The organism is Nocardioides sp., from assembly GCF_047607365.1.
GTDB lineage: Bacteria > Actinomycetota > Actinomycetes > Propionibacteriales > Nocardioidaceae > Nocardioides.
This window is the reverse complement of record NZ_JASGDD010000001.1, coordinates 1-18,043: the sequence shown is the minus strand read 5'-3', so window position 1 is coordinate 18,043 and position 18,043 is coordinate 1. Positions and strand designations below refer to the sequence as shown.

General features: G+C 70.9%; 19 protein-coding genes. 6 read left to right on the top strand and 13 right to left on the bottom strand.

Features of this window, described 5'->3' with window-relative positions; translation table 11 throughout:
• Positions 1-74 precede the first annotated feature (74 nt).
• From QM572_RS00095 to QM572_RS00055, 9 genes are all read right to left on the bottom strand, one after another.
• Positions 75-1,136: an alpha-hydroxy acid oxidase gene (locus QM572_RS00095; RefSeq protein WP_415088729.1), complete on the bottom strand. Its 1,062-nt coding sequence runs from the start codon at positions 1,134-1,136 to the stop codon at positions 75-77.
• A complete protein-coding gene (locus QM572_RS00090) occupies positions 1,133-1,582 on the bottom strand; it encodes a GlcG/HbpS family heme-binding protein (protein ID WP_415088727.1) in 450 nt (149 codons plus the stop codon). Before QM572_RS00090 ends, QM572_RS00095 begins: the two co-directional genes overlap by 4 nt.
• A 5-nt stretch (positions 1,583-1,587) precedes the next feature.
• Positions 1,588-3,114 carry an amidase gene (locus tag QM572_RS00085; protein WP_415088725.1) on the bottom strand — a complete coding sequence of 509 codons (1,527 nt, stop codon included), beginning with the start codon at positions 3,112-3,114 and terminating at the stop codon, positions 1,588-1,590.
• 8 nt (positions 3,115-3,122) lie between these two features.
• Positions 3,123-3,956 (bottom strand): hypothetical protein, encoded by an 834-nt coding sequence (locus QM572_RS00080; RefSeq protein WP_415088723.1) that lies wholly within the window; start codon positions 3,954-3,956, stop codon positions 3,123-3,125.
• Positions 3,957-3,966: 10 nt separating this feature from the next.
• Positions 3,967-4,392 carry a GlcG/HbpS family heme-binding protein gene (locus QM572_RS00075; protein WP_415088721.1) on the bottom strand — a complete coding sequence of 142 codons (426 nt, stop codon included), beginning with the start codon at positions 4,390-4,392 and terminating at the stop codon, positions 3,967-3,969.
• A gap of 74 nt (positions 4,393-4,466) precedes the next feature.
• A complete protein-coding gene (locus QM572_RS00070; RefSeq protein ID WP_415088719.1) occupies positions 4,467-5,960 on the bottom strand; it encodes an ABC transporter substrate-binding protein in 1,494 nt (497 codons plus the stop codon).
• Between the two features lie 196 nt (positions 5,961-6,156).
• Positions 6,157-7,170 (bottom strand): ABC transporter ATP-binding protein, encoded by a 1,014-nt coding sequence (locus tag QM572_RS00065; protein ID WP_415088717.1) that lies wholly within the window; start codon positions 7,168-7,170, stop codon positions 6,157-6,159.
• Positions 7,157-8,203: an ABC transporter ATP-binding protein gene (locus QM572_RS00060; protein WP_415088715.1), complete on the bottom strand. Its 1,047-nt coding sequence runs from the start codon at positions 8,201-8,203 to the stop codon at positions 7,157-7,159. Before QM572_RS00060 ends, QM572_RS00065 begins: the two co-directional genes overlap by 14 nt.
• A gap of 13 nt (positions 8,204-8,216) precedes the next feature.
• The gene (locus tag QM572_RS00055; RefSeq protein ID WP_415088713.1) at positions 8,217-8,888 is read right to left on the bottom strand and encodes a GntR family transcriptional regulator; all 672 of its coding nucleotides are present in this window, start codon (positions 8,886-8,888) and stop codon (positions 8,217-8,219) included.
• A gap of 257 nt (positions 8,889-9,145) precedes the next feature.
• On the opposite strand from QM572_RS00055, the gene QM572_RS00050 reads away from it, so the two are divergent.
• Genes QM572_RS00050 through QM572_RS00030 form a run of 5 tightly spaced genes read left to right on the top strand, consistent with a single transcriptional unit; the run spans position 9,146 to position 12,869 of the window.
• Positions 9,146-10,090 (top strand): ABC transporter permease, encoded by a 945-nt coding sequence (locus tag QM572_RS00050; RefSeq protein WP_415088711.1) that lies wholly within the window; start codon positions 9,146-9,148, stop codon positions 10,088-10,090.
• On the top strand, positions 10,087-11,007 hold the full coding sequence (locus QM572_RS00045; protein ID WP_415088709.1) for an ABC transporter permease: 921 nt from the start codon (positions 10,087-10,089) through the stop codon (positions 11,005-11,007). Before QM572_RS00050 ends, QM572_RS00045 begins: the two co-directional genes overlap by 4 nt.
• Positions 11,008-11,056: 49 nt before the next feature.
• On the top strand, positions 11,057-11,479 hold the full coding sequence (locus tag QM572_RS00040) for a nitroreductase/quinone reductase family protein (RefSeq protein WP_415088707.1): 423 nt from the start codon (positions 11,057-11,059) through the stop codon (positions 11,477-11,479).
• Positions 11,476-11,982 (top strand): GNAT family N-acetyltransferase, encoded by a 507-nt coding sequence (locus QM572_RS00035; protein WP_415088705.1) that lies wholly within the window; start codon positions 11,476-11,478, stop codon positions 11,980-11,982. The genes QM572_RS00040 and QM572_RS00035 overlap by 4 nt, the downstream gene beginning before the upstream one ends.
• Before the next feature lie 5 nt (positions 11,983-11,987).
• On the top strand, positions 11,988-12,869 hold the full coding sequence (locus QM572_RS00030) for an LLM class flavin-dependent oxidoreductase (protein ID WP_415088703.1): 882 nt from the start codon (positions 11,988-11,990) through the stop codon (positions 12,867-12,869).
• A 105-nt stretch (positions 12,870-12,974) separates the two neighbouring features.
• On the opposite strand, the gene QM572_RS00025 is transcribed toward QM572_RS00030, so the two are convergent.
• The 4 genes from QM572_RS00025 to dnaB all read right to left on the bottom strand — a co-directional run bounded on the left by QM572_RS00025 (position 12,975) and on the right by dnaB (position 16,986).
• Complete coding sequence (locus QM572_RS00025; RefSeq protein WP_415088701.1) at positions 12,975-13,616, bottom strand: FMN-binding negative transcriptional regulator; 642 nt, start codon at positions 13,614-13,616, stop codon at positions 12,975-12,977.
• A 5-nt stretch (positions 13,617-13,621) separates the two neighbouring features.
• Entirely contained in the window at positions 13,622-13,909 is a 288-nt protein-coding gene (locus tag QM572_RS00020; protein ID WP_415088699.1) for a DUF1905 domain-containing protein, read from the bottom strand.
• A gap of 40 nt (positions 13,910-13,949) precedes the next feature.
• Positions 13,950-15,440, bottom strand: coding sequence for a lytic murein transglycosylase (locus QM572_RS00015; RefSeq protein ID WP_415088697.1), 1,491 nt, complete (start codon positions 15,438-15,440; stop codon positions 13,950-13,952).
• A gap of 142 nt (positions 15,441-15,582) precedes the next feature.
• Complete coding sequence (dnaB, locus tag QM572_RS00010; RefSeq protein ID WP_415088695.1) at positions 15,583-16,986, bottom strand: replicative DNA helicase; 1,404 nt, start codon at positions 16,984-16,986, stop codon at positions 15,583-15,585.
• Between the two features lie 371 nt (positions 16,987-17,357).
• On the opposite strand from dnaB, the gene QM572_RS00005 reads away from it, so the two are divergent.
• Positions 17,358-18,043, top strand: a 686-nt coding sequence (locus QM572_RS00005; RefSeq protein WP_415088693.1) for an MATE family efflux transporter, incomplete at its 3' end; no start/stop codon positions are given.

Genomic DNA, 18,043 nt, shown 5'->3' with positions numbered 1-18,043 from the left:
GGCCACGCCTCCGCCGCGCCCCCGTGCGGCCGTGGGCCGGCCGGCCGCGGGCGCCTCATCCGCGGGATTCGGGATCACCGACGAGCATCCACGAGCAGCGAGGCGTCGACGCTGGCGACGGTGGGGCGACCCGTCAGGGTCATCGTCGCCGTGAGCTCCTCCCGGAGGATGCGGAGCACGGCGGCGACGCCGGCCTCGCCCGCGGCGGCGAGACCGACCATGATCGGCCGGCCCACGAGCACGACATCCGCGCCCAGGGCGAGCGCCTTGAGGATGTCGGTTCCCCGGCGCACACCTCCGTCCACGGCGATCGCACAATGACCCGCGACCGCCTCGACCACCTCGGGCAGCTGCCGTAGCGACGCGACGGCTCCGTCGATCTGACGGCCGCCGTGGTTGGAGACGACCAGCCCAGCCGCGCCCAGATCCACGGCAAGCTCCGCATCCTCGCCGGTCAGGATCCCCTTGATGACGACGGGGAGCTCCACGTCGTCCATGGCCGCCCGCAGGTCGTCCCAGCTCCAGAGCCGGCCCTTGGTGCGTCCCAGCTGGCGTGAGAGCGCGCCGTCGGGCCCCGTCTCGTAGTTGCCGCCGATGAACTCGGCGGGAGGGACGAAGCCGTCACGGAGGTTGCGGTCACGCCAGCCCCTCGTGGGGTGATCGACGGTCACGCAGAGCGCGCGGTAGCCGCTCTGCGCAGCGCGAGCGGCCAGCCGCAGGAACTCGTCGGGATGGCCGGCGGCATGGAGCTGGAACATGCCCATCGCCGCGGGAGCGGCGGCCGCGATCTCCTCCAGGGAGAACGTCGACGCTGCGGGAACGACCGACGCGGTGCCGGCGGCCGCGTTCGCGCGAGCGACCGCCTTGTGGCCCTGCTCGTGGTACAGCCCGTCCGAGCCCACGGGCGCGGTCATGATCGGGGCCGCCAGGGGGATGCCGAGGAACTCGCACGACGTGTCCGCATGCTCGATGCCCGTGAGGACACGCGGCCGGAAGGCCCAGTCGTCGAAGGCAGCGCGGTTGGCCGCCACGGTCCGCTCCAGACCGGCGCCCCCCACCAGGTGGTTCCAGCGGTCGACGGAGAGGGTGGCCCGGGCGGCGTCATAGAGGTCGTCGAGGACGGCGAACTCGCTCACGCGACGCCCCCGGCGGCGTAGGTGGCGACCAGGAGCTCGGCGCCCGCGTCGGCGCACTCCTGGTCGACCTCAGCCGGGGCGCCGCCGACACCCACGGCGCCGATGATCCCGCCTTCGAGAAGGAGCGGTGCTCCGCCCGGCGAGGTGAGGATCTGGTCGGTCAGCAGGGCCGGCACCGCCGCGAAGAAGCCGGAGCCCGCCTCACGGTCCAGGTCGCTGGTGCGGCGGCGGAAGCCCGCGGCCGCCACGGCCTTTCCCCGGGAGGTCTCGGGCGTGAAGAAGCCGGTGCCGTCGCCACGCACGGTGAGCATCAGCCGGCCGGCGGCGTCGACGACGCTCACCGTGACCGTGTGCCCCCGCTCGGCGGCGTACTCCTGGCATCCCCGCAGGACCGTCATCGCCATGGCCAGGCTCATTCTGGGGCTCATGCCCGGGTTGGTGCTCACGTCCGCTACCATCGTCTCGCGCTCCGTTCGGTCTCAGGTGGGCTGACAGTGGGCTGATAGGGCAGGGCGAAGGCGGGGTCGACGACCGGCGGCACCTCGCCGACGGGCCGAGCCGGAGGCGCCGGCGCCGGCCCGCACACGGATTCGAGCGCCTCCGCCAGGTCGATCAGGAGACCCTCCCGTCCGGGCACGGCCGCGAGCTGGACACCCACCGGCAGCCCCTCGGGTGTCAGCCCTGCCGGCACCGAGATCGCCGGGTAGCCCAGCACGCTGAACAGCTGCGTGCTCAGCGTGTACTGCCAGAACTCCGGCGCTCCGAGCGCGATGCCGTTCTGGGTGCGTGCCGCCGCGGAGGAGAGGGAGAACGGCGCGAAGCCCCAGGTCGGCGTCGCCAGGACGTCGTAGTCGGCCATGAACTCCCGCATCGCGTGCCACAGGCGCGTGCGTGCGCGCTCGCCCGCAGCCAGCGCCGCCAGGTCCGAGCTCATCGCGCGGGCGACCTGCTCCCGGAGGAACTGTCCCAGGGAGTCCGGATCCTGCTGGAAGCGCTCGCCGTAGCGCATGACCAGCCCGACCGGACGGACCCCGTCCAGCGTCTCGCTGACCAGCCGCGGGACGGACGCCGGCGCGGCGTCCGCGACGTCGACACCGATCGCGGCCAGCGTGTCCACGAGTCCGCGGCATGCCGAGGCGACGGACGGCTCGACCGGCAGCCGGCCGTCGAAGTCGCCGGCGTAGGCCACCCGCACGCGAGACGACGTCGATGCCTCGGGAGAGTACGACGCCAGCGACTGCGGCGCGCGCGGATCCGGGCCCGCGATGACGCGCAGCGCGGCCCGCAGGTCGCCGGGATGCCGGGCGATCGGACCCTGCACGTCCTCCACGGGCTGGTCCCAGGCGAACCCGGACAGCGTCTCGTGCGGATAGACCGGCACCCGCCCCGGGGTCGGCCGCAGTCCGTAGATCCCGCAGAACGCCGCCGGGCCGCGGATCGAGCCGCCCCAGTCGGTCGCCAGTCCGAGCGGAGCCATGCCGACGGCGACGGCCGCGGCGACCCCGCCGCTGGATCCACCCGCCGTCCGTCCGGGATCCCACGGGTTGCGGGTCATCCCGAACTGCTCGCTGTAGGTGTTGCAGTACGGGTCGTGGCCGAACTCGGACACGTTGGCCTTGGCGAGCAGGATCGCACCGGCCTCCTGGAGCCGGGTCACGGCGACCGCGCTCTCAGCCGGGACGAAGTCGCGATAGAGCCGAGAGCCGTACGTCGTGCGCACCCCCGCCGTCGCGATGGTGTCCTTGACGACGAACGGGACGCCCTCCAGCGGCCGCGGCGGCTGTCCCGACCGGAGACGGCGATCCGCCGCCCGGGCAGCCTCGAGCGCCAGCTCCCCGGGCACGGTGACGACGGCGTTGAGCAGTGGGTTCCACGCCTCGACCCGGTCCAGGTGCGCGTCGACCACGCCTGCGACGGTGGTCTCGCCCGCGGCGACCGCGGCAGCGATCCGCGCGACGCTCCACGTCGTTGTGTCCATCGAGGTCCTCAGTCCGTGAGCTCGTCGTAGTCCCACACGCAGAGGACGGTCGCGCCGAGGGACGTGAGGTAGTCGCCGGCCGGGCGGCCCGCGGGCCGGCTCGCATAGCCCCAGCGGCTGAAGTGGAGCCCGCCCGCCGTGATGTCGCCGTGGACGACGAACTCCTCGACGAGGCCCTTGGCCTGGCTGCCCTCGCCGGTCCAGCCGGGTGGCACCTCCAGGAGCAGGGTGCCCCCTCCGGTGAGCCGGTTCCGGCTCAGCCACTTGTGCCTCGTCCCACGCCAGGGGCCCGTCTCGGTGTCGTGCCAGACCGCCTGGTTCGCGTCGTACCAGCTCGCGTGCCGGACCGGCCAGATGCGGTACTCGTCCGTCAACGCGTAGGCGTCGCGATCGAGCTCGGGTGGGGGCCTGAGGAAGACGTCCTCGTCGAGCGCGCCGATCCGGTGGAAGAAGGTGAAGCCCTTGTCGTTGAACCGCGGCGTCCCGGAGCCGTGCACGATTCCCGGCGGCCGGAAGTTGTAGCTTCCGGCGGGGGCCAGATGGCTGTCGCTCAGGGAGTACATCTCCTCGATGCACGGGTGGTACGTGTAGAACGGGTCGGTCGCCCCTGGAGCGACGTGGGTGATCCTCGTCGACATCCGCAGCTGCCCGTCCAGACTCGTCGCTCCGCCGGTGCCGGTGCTCAGGATCTTCGCGCACTGACCGGGAGTCGGGTTGCTGTCGGGGTGCGCGGCCAGCTGCGCCGGAGCGCAGTCGACCCACGGGACGTCGACGATCCGAGGGATCAGCACCTCGTCTCGTCGGCTCGGGAACTGGTCCGAGAAGTCGGCGGTGTCACTCATGCAGCCACCACTAGGCCTCGAACCCGGCGTGCCGAAGTCCCAGCCTGGCCAGCTCCTCGTCCTCCGGCCCGTTGCGGCCGCTCACGGCGATCCCTCCGACGATCTGGCCGTCCACGCGGATGGCGACGCCGCCCTGGAACGGGATGAGGTCCGGCTCCCGGTAGTCGCTGACCGTCCGTCCCTGGCCGGTGATGCGGTCACGCCAGGCGCCGGTGTCGGTGGCGATCCGCACCGCGGTGTACGCCTTGCGACGGGCGACGGTGCCCGAGAAGTCACCGTCGCCGTCCATCCGCGCGAAGGCGACGAGATCCCCGCGTGCGTCGGTCACGGCGATCGCGACCGGCTCCCGGCCGTCCTGCTCAGCCTGCGCGATCACGCCGTCGACCGCCTTCTGGGCGAGCTCGAGACTGATCGACTTCCATTCGACGAGTTTCACGACAACGACTACCTCTCCGTGTTTCCGCACGACCTGTGCCGGTCATGCCATGGTCCCCGACCCCTGTTCTCCACTCAGGACAGGGAGACCGACCCGTAGTCGATGCTCTCGTGGAGGTTCCACGTCAGGCCCTGGACCTTCGTGGAGGCCACGGCGATCCCGGGCGCGGGCGACACGATCAGCTGGGTGCAGTTGTCGAGCATGACGTCGTTGAGCTCTCCGTAGAGCTCCTTGCGCTTCTGCTCGTCGCCCTCGGTCGACACCTCCGCCACCAGCTGGCTGTAGCGGTCGTCGTGGAAGTTCTGCGTGTTCGTCTCGGGGTTGAAGTTGTTGCTGAGGAAGAACATCGAGCTCGACTCGAGCTGGGCATAGGCGCCCTGGTGCATGTCGAGGCCGCCGTAGTCGAAGGAGTTCAGGGTGGTCTGCCACGCCGGCCGGTCCATCTGCTTGAGCGTGAGCGTCACGCCGATCTTCGCCAGGTCCGACTGGTACATCGTGAGCGCGGTGGCGATCTCGTTGTTCCCGGCCGCGAAGATCACGTCGAGCGAGAAGTCCGACACCCCGGCCTCCTTCAGCAGCGCGCTCGCCTTGTCGAGGTCGAAGGCGTACTGCTCGTTCTTCGTGGCGTCGTACGCCGGCCCGGACGGAGCCCAGGGAAGGACCTTGGGATCCACGAGGCCGCCCCACACGGTCTTCGTGAAGCGCTCGCGGTCGAACGCGTAGCTCAACGCCTGGCGGACGAGCTTGTCGTCCAGCGGCGCCACCTTGGTGTTGGTGGGCAGCATGTAGAACTGGCCGCTGTTCGGGTTGATGGAGACCTGGAAGCTGTCGTCCTTCTGCAGGCGGAGCGCGTCGCTGACGGGGAACTGGAGGGCGAGGTCGATCGCGCCGGCGCGAACGGAGGCGACCATCGCCTGCGCACTGCCGAAGACCTTGACCTCGATGCCGTCGAGCAGCGGGCTCCCGGAGTCCCAGTAGCTCTCGTTGCGCGTGAGGCGCATCGACTCGCCCGGGATCCACTCCTCGAAGAGGAACGGGCCCGTCCCCACGGTCTTGGTCTGGGCATCCGGTCCCTCGAGCGTGTCCTTGTCGGCCATGTTGAGGAACTCGAAGAGGTCGAAGGCTCCGGGGCGGGGCGAGTCCGACTTCAGGACGATCGTGTACTTGTCCGGCGTCTCGATCGACGTCCACCAGGAGCTGAATCCCTTGAACTGCCCCGAGGCGGTCTCGGGGTTCTGCACCCGCTGGAGGTTGTACTTCACGTCCTCGCTGGTGAACTCTCGGCCCGAGTGGAACTCCACGCCCTTGCGGAGCGAGAACTGCAGCGTCTTGGCGTCACTGGAGAGATCCCAGCTCTCGGCCAGCAGCGGCGTCGGGTTCAGCTTCTCGTCGTAGCGGATGAGCCGGTCGTAGGCGAGCCAGGTCGTCTGCGACGTGGTGTTGTCGAACTGATGGGGATCGATCGTGGCGATGTCGGCCGGGATGCCCGTCCGCAGCGTCCCGCCGGCCTTCCCCGTGCCACCTGAGCCGGACGACGACGGGGAGCTCGAGCAGGCGGCGAGTGCCACGCCGCCGCCGAGGGTCCCGAACCCGATCAGTACCGCCCTGCGAGAAATCTCGATCTCACCAAACACGCGCTTGCCCCTTCGTCGATCTTCTTTCGGTCCCTGGGCACCGCCGTTGGTGCATTCCGTACGGTATACCGAGTGGAATGCAGTCGTCAACGCTGTCGCGCCGTCCGTCCGAACGAGCGACGGGTCGCGGCTAGGCCGGGGACGGCTCGGCGAAGTGGCAGGCCGAGAGGTGCGCGCCGACTCCGTCCGCGCGCACGGTCAGAGCGGGCTCCTCGACACGACAGATCTCCTGCACCTTCCAGCAGCGGGTGTGGAAGCGGCAGCCCTTCGGCGGATCCGCCGGACTCGGCAGGTCGCCCGACAGGACGATCTGCTCGCGGGTCCCCCGAGACGCCGGATCGGGGACCGGCACCGCCGACAGGAGCGCCTGCGTATAGGGATGGGTCGGGCGAACGTACATCTCGTCCACCTCGCCCATCTCCACGATCTTGCCGAGGTACATGACGGCGACCCGGTCCGAGATGTGCCGAACGATCGAGAGGTCGTGGGCGATGAACACGTAGGCCAGGTTCAGCTCGTCCTGGAGCTCCTCGAGGAGGTTCACCACCTGAGCCTGGACCGATACGTCGAGCGCCGAGACCGGCTCGTCGCACACCAGCACCTTGGGATTGAGGGCGAGGCCCCTCGCGATGCCGATCCGCTGGCGCTGCCCGCCCGAGAACTCGTGGGGGTAGCGGTCGAGGTGCTCCGGCCGCAGGCCGACGAGCTCGAGCAGCTCGGCCGCGCGCCGCCTGCGATCCGACTTCGGCACGACACCGTGATGGATCTTGAAGGGCTCCTCGACGATCTCCGCGACCGTCATCCGCGGGTTCAGGGAGGCGTAGGGATCCTGGAAGATCATCTGCATGTCGCGACGCATCGCGCGAAGTCCCGCACGCGACTGGTCGAACACGTCGGCGCCGTCGAACGTGACGCGACCACCGGTCGGCTCCTCGAGCCGCATGAGGGTCCTGCCGAGCGTGGACTTGCCGCAACCGGACTCGCCGACGATCCCCAGCGTCTCGCCGCGGCGCAGCTCGAACGAGACACCGTCGACGGCCCTCACCCGGCCGGCCGCGCGCAACGAGAGGCCTGCCTTGACCGGATAGTGCTTCTCGAGATCGTCGACAGCGAGGACGACCTCCGCCCGCTCAGCCCGTCTCATCACGCGCCGCCTTCGGGACGAGCATCCGCTCCGAGAAGTGGCACGCCGACGTCCGGCCCGGCCCGACGACGCGCAGTGCCGGTGGCGGACCGGAGAAGCACATCTCCTCGGCATGCCGGCAGCGCGGGCTGAACGCACAGCCCGGCGGGATCGCGGCGAGGCTCGGGGGAGAGCCCTTGATGGCCATCAGCCCCTTGCCCTTCTGCTCGAGATGGGGGATCGACTCCAGCAGCCCTTCGGCGTACGGGTGAGCCGGGCCGGCATAGACGTCGTAGACGCTCGCCTGCTCCACGATCCGCCCCGCGTACATGACGGCGATCCTGTCGGCCACGTCCGCCACCACTCCCAGATCGTGGGTGATCAGGATCAGTCCCATCTCGCGCTCCTCCTGGAGCTCGCGGAACAGCGCCATGATCTGCGCCTGGACGGTCACGTCGAGCGCAGTCGTCGGCTCGTCGGCGATGAGGACAGCCGGGTCGAGCGCGATCGCCATCGCGATCATGACGCGCTGGCGCATCCCGCCGGAGAACTCGTGCGGATAGGCCCTGGCGCGGCGCCGGGCGTCGGGGATCTGCACTCGGTCCATCAGGGCCACCGCCGCACGCTGGGCGTCGGACCGGTTCGTGCCGCGGTGCACGCGGAACATCTCCGCGATCTGCCACCCGACGGGGAAGACCGGATTCAGCGCCGACAGCGCGTCCTGGAAGACCATGGACAGCTCCGGTCCTCGGAGCGCTCGGTGCTCCCGCTGCGAGAGCCCCAGGATGTCGGTGCCGCGGTAGCGGATCCGACCACCGGTCACGAATCCGGGCGGGGAGCGCAGGATGCCCATGATCGCCTGCGCGGTCACCGACTTCCCCGAGCCCGACTCGCCCAGCAGCGCGAGGGTCTCCCCCTCGCCGAGGCTGAGCGACACGCCGTCGATCGCCTTGACGGCGCCCCCGGCGGATCGGAACTCCACCTCGAGGCCCTCGACCTCGAGGAGGGCGCCGTCGGGCGACCTTCCCGACTCGCGTGCTCGCTTGACCTTCACGATCGCCCCGTCCCTAGAGACGCTCGGCCGCATCCAACGTCGCGAGCGTCCTCTCGAGCGCCCACGAGATGTGAGCTCGCGCCAGGCCCTCGGCCTCGTCGGCGTCCTGCCGGGCGATGGCGTCCGCGATGGCGGCGTGCTCGGCATGGGACCGCTCCCATTCGGTGGGCGTGTATCCGATCGCGACCCGGCGGTTGAAGTGATACACCCGGCTCTGCTCGATCAGCCTCGTCATCAACGGATTCGCCGCGGCGTCGATGACGAGATCGTGGAACAGGTCGTTGGACTGCACCAGCTCCTCGGCGTGGGTGGGGTCGATGTCGACCGCCGCCGACCTGACCGCCTGGATGTCCGCGAGCTGGGCATCCGTGCGCTGAAGCGCCGCGCAGCGCGTCGCGTAGCTATCCAGCGCGATCCGGCACTGGAAGATCTCCTCGATCTCCTTCGCGGTGTGCTCGTAGACCATCCAGCCTCGGCGATCGGTCGCCACCAGCCCGTCGAGCTCGAGCCGCAGAAGGGCCTCACGCACCGGCGTACGGCTCACCTTGAGCCATTCGGCGAGCTCGATCTCGGCGATCCTCTGGTTCGGTCGCAGACCTCCACGCACGATCTCGCGCCGGATCTTGGCGTAGATGTCGTCCGACCTGCGGACGGGTGGCTGCCGGCGAGGGCTCAGGTCGCTCATCAGAACCACTACTCCTCCTACGCGCCTGTCGGGTGTGCATCCCGAGGATCGTCCCTACGGCCGTTCCTTTCGGTGTACCATTCAGTATACCATTGCTTGAGAACCGCCGCCAGCGTTGTCGGACGGGCGCCCAGGGCAGGGACGCGGCGTCGTACGACGGCGAGTGGTCAGGATCCCAGGCGCATGACGTGGAGACGAGGGGCTGAGTTGATGACGAAGGCCGATTGCCGACCCGAGGGCGCCGGGAGCAGTGCCCGGTGATCCGCTACGTCGCCGTGCGCGTTCTGCACATCCTTCCCGTCCTCCTCGTCTCGTCGATCGCGATCTTCCTGCTGCTGCGTCTGCTGCCGGGGAATCCGGCCGACGTGCTCGCGGGGCCGGACGCCTCACCGGAGACCGTCGCCGCTCTCCGGCACCAACTCGGCCTCGACCGTCCGCTGCTCGAGCAGTTCGGCATCTGGCTCCTCCGCGTCCTCCGCGGCGATCTCGGGACGTCCGCGTTCAGTCACTACCCGGTGAGCGAGCTCATCGGCAGGCGCCTGTGGGCCAGCGGCGAGCTCGCCCTGGTGGCCATGGGGGTGACTCTCCTGGTCGCGCTGCCCCTAGGGGTGATGGCGGCGCTACGGCGCGGTCGCCTGGCCGACTTCGCGGCCTCGGTCTACCAGAGCGTGCTGCTGGCCGTCCCCAACTTCTGGTTCGGCATCCTCGCGATCCTGCTGTTCTCCGTCACCCTCGGCTGGCTTCCGCCGGGCGGCTACATCCCGATGACCGACAGCGTCGTCGGCAACCTGAAGTCGGTCCTGCTGCCCGCCGTGACCCTCGGCCTCCCCACGGCTGCCGCATTGATCGGCATCGTGCGGGCGGCCGTGATCGAGGAGCTGGGCAAGGACTACGTCCGGACGGCCGGGGCGAAAGGCATCGCCGAGCGACGAGTCGTGGGCATCCACGTCCTGCGGAACGCGATGGGGCCGGTCGTGGTGATGCTCGGCGTCACGCTCGGGCGACTCATCGGGGCATCCGTGGTGGTCGAGGCCGTCTTCTCGTGGCCAGGGATCGGCAGCCTCCTGATCAGCTCGATCGCCAACCGGGACTACGCCATCGTGCAGGGGACGCTGCTGATCTTCGTGCTGATCATCGTCCTGATCAATCTGCTGACCGACGTCCTGCACGCGCTGATCGACCCGAGGATCCGGCTCTCATGACCCTTCAGGACCCTGGACTCGGTCCGGACATCACGCCGACGGAAGGCCCGGTGCCGCTGCCGGCCGTGCCCGACGAGCTGCGATCGCCACGCGGGGCGCGTGTGGCCCGCGTGCTGCGCGGCGGCTTCGGCTCGCTCGCGGTACTCGGGCTGCTGACGATCGTCCTCGTCGCCGTGTTCGCCCCGCTGATCGCGCCCCACGACCCGGTCGCACAGCACCCCGGGTCGGAGCTGCTCGGCCTGGGAAGTCCCGGATTCCCCCTCGGCACCGACGAGCTCGGGCGGGATCTCTTGAGCCGACTCGTCTACGGGACCCGCGTCTCGCTTCTCGTCGGCGTCGTCTCGGTCGCGCTCGGCGGCGGGGTCGGGGTCGTCATGGGACTCGTCTCCGGCTATGTCGGCGGCCTCGTCGACTCCGTGCTCATGGGCATCTCGTCCATCCTCCTCGCGCTGCCGGCCATCCTCATCGCCGTCGCCGTCGTGACCGTGATCGGTCCGGGAACCTGGCAGACGGCGTTCGCGCTCGCGCCAGGCACCGCGCCGATCTTCGCCCGCCTGACCCGAGCCCTCGTCCTCACCGAACGACAACGCGACTACGTCCAGGCAGCACGCGCCTGCGGGGCCGGTGGGTTCCGCATCCTCTTCGTCCACATCCTGCCCAACGCGGTCGGCCCCCTCCTCATCCAGAGCAGCCTCGCCGTGGGCACCGCCGTCCTCTCGGAGGCGGCGCTGTCCTTCCTGGGCCTGGGGGCGCAGCCGCCTCAGCCGTCCTGGGGCGCCATGCTGTTCGCGAGCCTGAACTACCTCTACCAGCAGCCCTGGTACGGCGTGTGGCCGGGCGCCGCACTGGCGCTTCTCGTCTTCGCCCTCACCGGTGTCGCGGAGCGCCTGCGGGAGCGGCTCGAGCCCTCGTCGTAGGCGCCGTCGCGCCGGGCGAGCCCGCACAGGACCGACCTACGATCGGGGCATGAGCGACTTCAATGCGCAGGTCATCGCGGACTTCCGCGAGCACCACGGCCGCGTCGGCGGCCAGTTCGAGGGGGCGCCGATGCTCCTCCTGCACCACATCGGCCGCAGCTCCGGGAAGCGTCACGTGGCGCCGATGATGTACCTCGCCGACGAGTCCGACCCGGCGACGGTCTACGTGTTCGCCTCGCGCGGTGGCGCCCCGACCAACCCGGACTGGTATCTCAACGCCGTCGCCGCGGGCAGCGCCGCCATCGAGATCGGCGATGAGAACGTCGCGGTCTCCGTATGCGACCTGCCGGAGCCGGAGCGCACGACGGTCTTCGACCGGCAGAAGGCGCTCTACCCGGGCTTCGCCGACTACGAGGCAAAGACGGCCGGGATCCGGACCATCCCGGTGCTCGCGCTGACGCGTCAGTCGTGAGCGACGCGTCAGCGACACCGGCGGTGCCGGACTTCGAGGCGGTCGATCCCGGATCGCCGGTCGCCCGGGAGTGCATGGACCGCTACTTCGCGGAGCTGGACGAGCGGTTCGACATCGGCTTCGATCCCGGCCCGCTGGTGGAGTCCGACCTGGCCGAGCTCCGCCCGCCGTACGGCACGTTTCTCGTCGCACGCGGCCTCGTCGCACCGGGCGAGGGCGGGGAGGCGCTGGCCGGCGGCGGCGTCCGCCCGTACGACGGCACCGCGGAGATCAAGCGGATGTGGGTCTCGCCGTCGGCGAGAGGAAGGGGGCTCGGGCGGCGGCTGCTGGGCGCGCTGGAGGAGGAGGCCCGGCGGCTCGGCCACACGGTCGTGCGGCTCGACACCCGGGGCGACGTCCTGACCGAGGCCGTCGCGCTCTACCTGCGCTGCGGCTACGAGCGGATCGAGCGCTACAACGACAACCCCTACGCCACGCACTTCTTCGCGAAGGTGCTTGAGTAAGGGCCGTGAAGATCTCGCTCTGGCCCCACACCTCGCGTCCCGTCGACGAGATCCTCGCCGAGGCGCGGTGGGCGGTCGAGGCGGGCTGGCACGGCGTGTGGGTGGCCGACCACTACATGCCCGACACCGGCTCGACCGAGGTCGAGGAGGGGCCCTTCCACGAGGCGTGGGCGCTGCTCCCGGCCCTCGCGGCGACCACCTCGCGCGTGCGCGTGGGCGTCCTCGTGGCGCCGACGACCGTCCATCACCCGGCGCTGCTCGCCAAGCGCGCCGCGACGATCGACCACGTGTCCGGGGGGCGGTTCGTCCTCGGCATGGGAGCGGGCTGGCAGATCAACGAGCACGCGGCGTACGGGATCGACCTGCGGGAGCCGAAGGAGCGCGTCGACCGGTTCGAGGAGGCGATCCAGATCGTGTCGTCGCTGCTGACGAACGCGCGGACGACGTTCGAGGGCCGGCACTTCCGGATCACCGACGCGCCGGCCGACCCCAAGCCGGTGCAGGCGACGCTGCCGATCCTGGTCGGCACGGCCGGGCCGCGGATGCTGCGGATCACCGCACGCCACGCGAGCGAGTGGAACAGCTGGGGCGGGCCCTCGACCGCGATCCCGAAGCTCGCGCTGCTGCGAGAGGCGTGCGACCGCGTCGGCCGCGATCACACGGAGATGTGGAAGAGCGCCAACATCATGTTCGACGTGTCGGGGCGGCGGCCGGCGGCGCCGGGACGGGCGCTGACCGGGTCGCCCGAGCAGCTCCGCGACGCCTTCGGGCAGCTGGCCGAGGCGGGTTTCGACGAGCTGATCCTGCCGTCGTGGAATCTCGGCGGCTCCCTGGCGGAGCGGCTCGACGCCCTGGCCGAGATCCGCACCGACATCCTCGGCTCATAGCGCCCGCGCGGGCACCGGCCTCGGCTCGTCCGACCTTCCGGCCCTTTCCGGCGCCCCCGAAGGGCCGGAATGTCCTCGACGTCGTGAGGACGGGCCGGTTCTCGGTCAGGGGAGGCGGTCCAGCCGCATCCGGGCGGCCATCGCCGTGTCGCGGCCCGTGCCGCGGGCCTCGAGGCCCACGACGACCCCGGTGTGGTCGGCGTCGTCGCGGTTCTGACTGCGCTTGGCCTTCGCCTCGACGCCGGTGACCGCCAGCTCGATGCCGACGATCGCCTTGAGCTGCTGCTCGACGAAGGCGGCGGGGGCGTCGCCGACGTGCCACGGATGCTCCTCGCCGGCCTCGACGTGGTCGGTGAGCGCCTCGACCTGCGCCCGCAGCCACGGCGCGTCGGGGACGACGCTGACCGTCCCGCGCAGGTGGATCGCGCTGTAGTTCCAGGTCGGCACCACCCGGCCGTGCTCCCGCTTGGCGGCGTAGAAGCCGGGCGAGACGTAGGCCTCCGGTCCGGTGACGACCGCCAGCGCCGCGCCGCCGGGCGCGATCGAGCGCCAGTGCGGGTTCGCCCACGCCATGTGGGCGCGCACCACGCCGTCACCGCCGCGATCGTCCTCGTCCCAGACGAACGGCAGCCGGGTGGCGTGCGGGACTCCGTCGGAGTCGACGGTGATCAGCTCGAGCGAGCCGACCTCAGCCGCCAGACGGCGTACCTCGCCGGAGGGCATCTGGTTGAACCGTGGGACGTACATCGCGCTCAGCCTCCCCTGAGGCGGACCGTCGCCTCAACCGACATTCCCTCGGCGACGGCCTCCGCGCGCTGGACGGCGGCCTTCACCGGCAGCAGGTAGACGCCGTCCTTGGGGAAGAGCGCGGTGGTGAACTCGCAGGAGCCGATCGTGGCGACGACCGGCACCTGCCCCCAGTAGGCCAGCTCGCGCGAGGCCTCGCGCAGGTCGTCGGACTCGTCCTCGGGGATGCGGAGGAAGAGGTACGGCGCGGGGCCGCGCCACTCGACGATCGGGCCCGTGAACGTCCACCCCATGCGCGCCAGTATCGCCGAGGCCGAGGCCTGGCGGCGAGGCTCAGCTGCTGGGCGCCGCGGGGTCGGCAGCCGTCGCGGCGGCAGCGGTCGTCTCCGCGGTGGGCGTGGCGGAGGCCGTCGCGTCGCTCGCGGCGGTCTTGGTGTCGGCCGCGCCGGACTTCTCGCCGGACTGCTGCCCCGAGGCGTCCTCCGTGCTCGCGGAGGTGGTGTTCTCGGACGGCTCGGCGGACGGCGCCTCGGAGGGCTCCTCAGAGGGCACGAGGCCCTCGATGGTGTCGGGAAGCGCCGCGGCGAGGTCACCGATCGCGGCGGTGGCCTCGGCGAGGGTCTTGCCGGTGAGCGCCTCGACCAGGGCCGCGAGGGCCTGCGCCGAGGCCGCGTCGGTGGCGTCGGGGAAGGTGCTCGCCAGCGTCTCGGTGGCCAGCGCGATCAGATCGTCGGTCGTCGCCGCGGTCGCGGTCTCGACCGCGATCGGGGAGGCCGCGACGGCGGTCGAGGTGGCCGTCGAGCCGGTGGCGGCGGTCGACGAGGTCGACGCGGACGAGGCCAGGCTCTTCGTGGCGGTCTTCTTGGCCGAGGTGGTGGAGCTGCTGCTCGTGGTGCTCGCGGTCGTGTCGCTCACCTGCGTCACGGCGCGTGCGTCGAGGAGCGCCGTGGCGACGCTGCCGTCGGCGCTGCCGAAGCCGGTCTGGTAGGCGGTCGCGGTGGCGAGGACGCTGCTCACGTACGACGTGGAGTGGTTGTAGCGGTAGACCGCGGCCTCCTTCCCGGCGGTCGTCGCGAGGTCCTCGCTGCCCGAGCAGAGGTAGACCGCGGCCGCCAGGGCCGCGTCGTCGATGTCGTTGGCGTTGCGCTGTCCGTCGCCGTCGGCGTCGACGCCCACGACGGTCCAGGTCGCCGGGAGGAACTGCATCGGGCCGACGGCGTGGTCCCAGGTGGCGTCGCCGTCGAGGCTGCCGCCGTCGGTGTCGGCGACCGCCGTGGTGCCGTCCGCGCCGGTGAGGGCCGGGCCCACGATCGCGGGGGTGGCCACCCCGTTGGCGTCCAGCGTCGTCCCGCCGGAGCGGCCGTGATCGGACTCGATCTTGCCGATGGCCGCGAGGACCGTCCAGTCGAGCTGGCAGCTGGGGTCGGCGCTGTCGATCACCGTCGCCGCCCGCTGGTAGGCGGCCTGGGCGGCCGCCGGGAGGTCGCTCCAGGCGCCCGCGGCGGTCACGACCGCGCCCGACGTCGTACTCGTGGCGGTGTCGACCGTCGCCGATCCGTCGTCCGTGGTCTCCACCTGCAGGGCCGGATCGTCGGTGGCCTCGGTCGTCGTCTCCGCCGTCGCGTCGGCGGACTCGGAGGCGTCCGCGGACTCGGCGCTCGAGGTCACGGTGGCCTGGACCGGCTGGTGAACCCGCACCAGCAGCCCCGTGACGCAGAGCGCGGCGAGGGGGACGGCCGTGAGGAGCTTGGGGACGATGCCGATGCGGAACGGCTCACTCGGACGGGGCTCGAAGGGCTTGTCGGCCGGGGCCTCGGGGGTCATGCGGATCTCACTTCAACTACGGGTCGATGGGCAGCCGGGCGAACGTAGGCTGCTCGGGAAGCCTAGGTGTGAACACCAGTAAAACGCTGAGGATTGTCCAAGATGCGGCTGGCCGAGTCGGTCACACCCGCGTCGGCCCAGGTCAGCCGTGGGCCATGTCGACGAAGCGGCTGTAGTGGCCCTGGAAGGCGACGGTGATGTCGCGGGTGGGGCCGTTGCGGTGCTTGGCGACGATCAGGTCAGCTTCGCCGGGGCGGGTCGACTCCTTCTCGTAGACGTCGTCGCGGTGGAGCAGGATCACCATGTCGGCGTCCTGCTCGAGGGAGCCCGACTCGCGGAGGTCGGACATCATCGGGCGCTTGTCGCCGCGCTGCTCGGGGCCGCGGTTGAGCTGGGAGAGCGCGATGATCGGGACCTCGAGCTCCTTGGCCAGCAGCTTGATCTGCCGCGAGAACTCCGAGACCTCGAGCTGGCGGCTCTCGACCTTCTTGCCCGAGCTCATCAGCTGCATGTAGTCGATCACGATGAGCTTGAGGTCGTGACGCTGCTTGAGCCGGCGCGCCTTCGACCGGATCTCCATCATCGTCATGTTGGGGGAGTCGTCGATGAACATCGGCGCCGCGGAGACCTCGGGCATCTTCCGGGCGAGCTTCTCCCAGTCGTCGTCGGTCATGGTGCCGTTGCGCAGGTGGTTGAGCGGCACCCGCGCCTCGGCCGACAGCAGGCGCATGGTGATCTCCGAGCGCCCCATCTCGAGGCTGAAGAAGACGCTCGCCATGCCGTTGTGGATCGACGCCGCGCGGCACAGGTCGAGCGCGAGGGTCGACTTCCCCATCGCGGGACGGGCCGCGACGATGATCATCTGTCCGGCGTGGAGGCCGTTGGTGAGGTCGTCGAGGTCGGCGAAGCCCGTCGGGACGCCGTAGATCCCCTGCTCGCGGTTGGCGATCGCCTCGATCTCGTCGAGGACGCCGTCCATGATCGCCGACAGCGGCGCATAGTCCTCGCCGGAGCGCTTCTCGGCGATCTTGAAGACCGACGCCTGTGCCTGGTCGACGATGTCGTCGACGTCGCCCTCGCCGGCATATCCGATCTGGACGATGCGGGTGCCCGCGTCGACGAGCCGGCGGAGCACCGCCTTCTCCCGCACGATGTCGGCGTAGAAGCTCGCGTTGGAGGCGATCGGGACGTTGGCCGAGAGCGTGTGGAGGTAGGGGGCGCCGCCGATCTTGAGCAGCTCGCCCCGGCGCTCGAGCTCGCGGCCGACGGTGACGATGTCCACCGGCTCGTTGCGCCCGTAGAGGTCGATGATCGCGTCGTGGATGACCTCGTGCGTCGGGCGGTAGAAGTCCGCGCCGCGGAGGACCTCGGCGACGTCGGCGATGGCGTCCTTGGAGATGAGCATGGCGCCCAGGACCGACTGCTCCGCGGCCATGTCGTGCGGAGGCGTGCGGTCGCCCGGCGAGGTCGGGCGCTCGCCCGGCTCGTACGGCGCCGGGCCGTCGCCCCATTCGTCGTCGGGAGGCTCGACCAGGGTCACGCTCATGCCCGCGACGGTAGGCGTCGCCACCGACAGTTCGCGAACCCTCACACCGCTTCCACCGAAAGTTATCCACAGGCAGGTGTGGAGAACCGGGGCAAAGGTGGGGAGGAACCGCAGATCCGTGTGCACGGCTTGGGGAGCGTGCTGTGCACAGCATCGTCTCAGGCTGACCTAAATGGCTTCTGACCTGCGGAAACGTCTCTTCCTCGGTGTGGAGAGCAAATAGTCCCGGGCGTGTCGCGTTTACCTCGCGGCCACACGACTGTCGTCTAGACCACGAAGGTTGGTTTGTCGACAAACGCCCCGCGGGGACCCCCATCCACAACTTGTCCCCAAGTATCCACCGAACCGGTTCGGCGGCTACCCTGCGCCGCGTGGAGCGACCCGGGACCGATCGGGAGATCTGGCGCCTCGCCATCCCCGCGTTCCTCGCGCTGGTCGCCGAGCCGCTCTTCCTGCTCGCCGACGCGGCCATCGTCGGCCACCTCGGCACCGCTCCGCTGGCGGGACTCGGCATCGCCGGCGTCGTGCTCCAGACCGTGGTCGGCCTCTGCGTGTTCCTCGCCTACGGGACCACCGCGAGCGTGGCGCGCCGGGTGGGCGCGGGCAACCTCCGCGGGGCGCTCGCGCAGGGCGTCGACGGCCTCTGGCTCGCCGTCCTCATCGGCGCCGTCGTCACCGTCCCGGTGCTTCTCGGGGCGGAGCCGCTCGTCCGGGCCCTGGGCGCCGGCGGGGAGGTGGCCGAGCAGGCGACGTCGTACCTCCGCGTCGCGGTGCTCGGCGTCACCCCGCTGCTCCTGCTGCTCGCCGGCAACGGCGTGCTCCGCGGCCTCCAGGACACCCGGACGCCGCTGATCGTCGCGATCGGCGGCAACGCCGCGAACATCGCCCTCAACCTCGCTCTCGTCAACGGCGCGGGCCTCGGCATCGCCGGCTCCGCGCTGGGCTCGGTGATCGCGCAGGTGGCCGGCGCCGGCGTCCTCGTGGCCGTCGTCGTCCGCGGGGCGCGGCGCCACGGCGCGGGACTGCGACCGGACCGCGCGGGCATCCTGACCGCCGC

Bases quoted from the DNA above. Each gene is read 5' to 3' on its own strand.
- QM572_RS00085 (WP_415088725.1), bottom strand. From the start codon at position 3,114: ATGGACACAACGACGTGGAGCGTCGCGCGGATCGCTGCCGCGGTCGCC.
- QM572_RS00080 (WP_415088723.1), bottom strand. From the start codon at position 3,956: ATGAGTGACACCGCCGACTTCTCGGACCAGTTCCCGAGCCGACGAGAC.
- QM572_RS00065 (WP_415088717.1), bottom strand. From the start codon at position 7,170: ATGAGACGGGCTGAGCGGGCGGAGGTCGTCCTCGCTGTCGACGATCTC.
- QM572_RS00055 (WP_415088713.1), bottom strand. From the start codon at position 8,888: ATGAGCGACCTGAGCCCTCGCCGGCAGCCACCCGTCCGCAGGTCGGAC.
- QM572_RS00045 (WP_415088709.1), top strand. From the start codon at position 10,087: ATGACCCTTCAGGACCCTGGACTCGGTCCGGACATCACGCCGACGGAA.
- QM572_RS00040 (WP_415088707.1), top strand. From the start codon at position 11,057: ATGAGCGACTTCAATGCGCAGGTCATCGCGGACTTCCGCGAGCACCAC.
- QM572_RS00025 (WP_415088701.1), bottom strand. From the start codon at position 13,616: ATGTACGTCCCACGGTTCAACCAGATGCCCTCCGGCGAGGTACGCCGT.
- QM572_RS00020 (WP_415088699.1), bottom strand. From the start codon at position 13,909: ATGGGGTGGACGTTCACGGGCCCGATCGTCGAGTGGCGCGGCCCCGCG.
- QM572_RS00015 (WP_415088697.1), bottom strand. From the start codon at position 15,440: ATGACCCCCGAGGCCCCGGCCGACAAGCCCTTCGAGCCCCGTCCGAGT.
- dnaB (WP_415088695.1), bottom strand. From the start codon at position 16,986: ATGAGCGTGACCCTGGTCGAGCCTCCCGACGACGAATGGGGCGACGGC.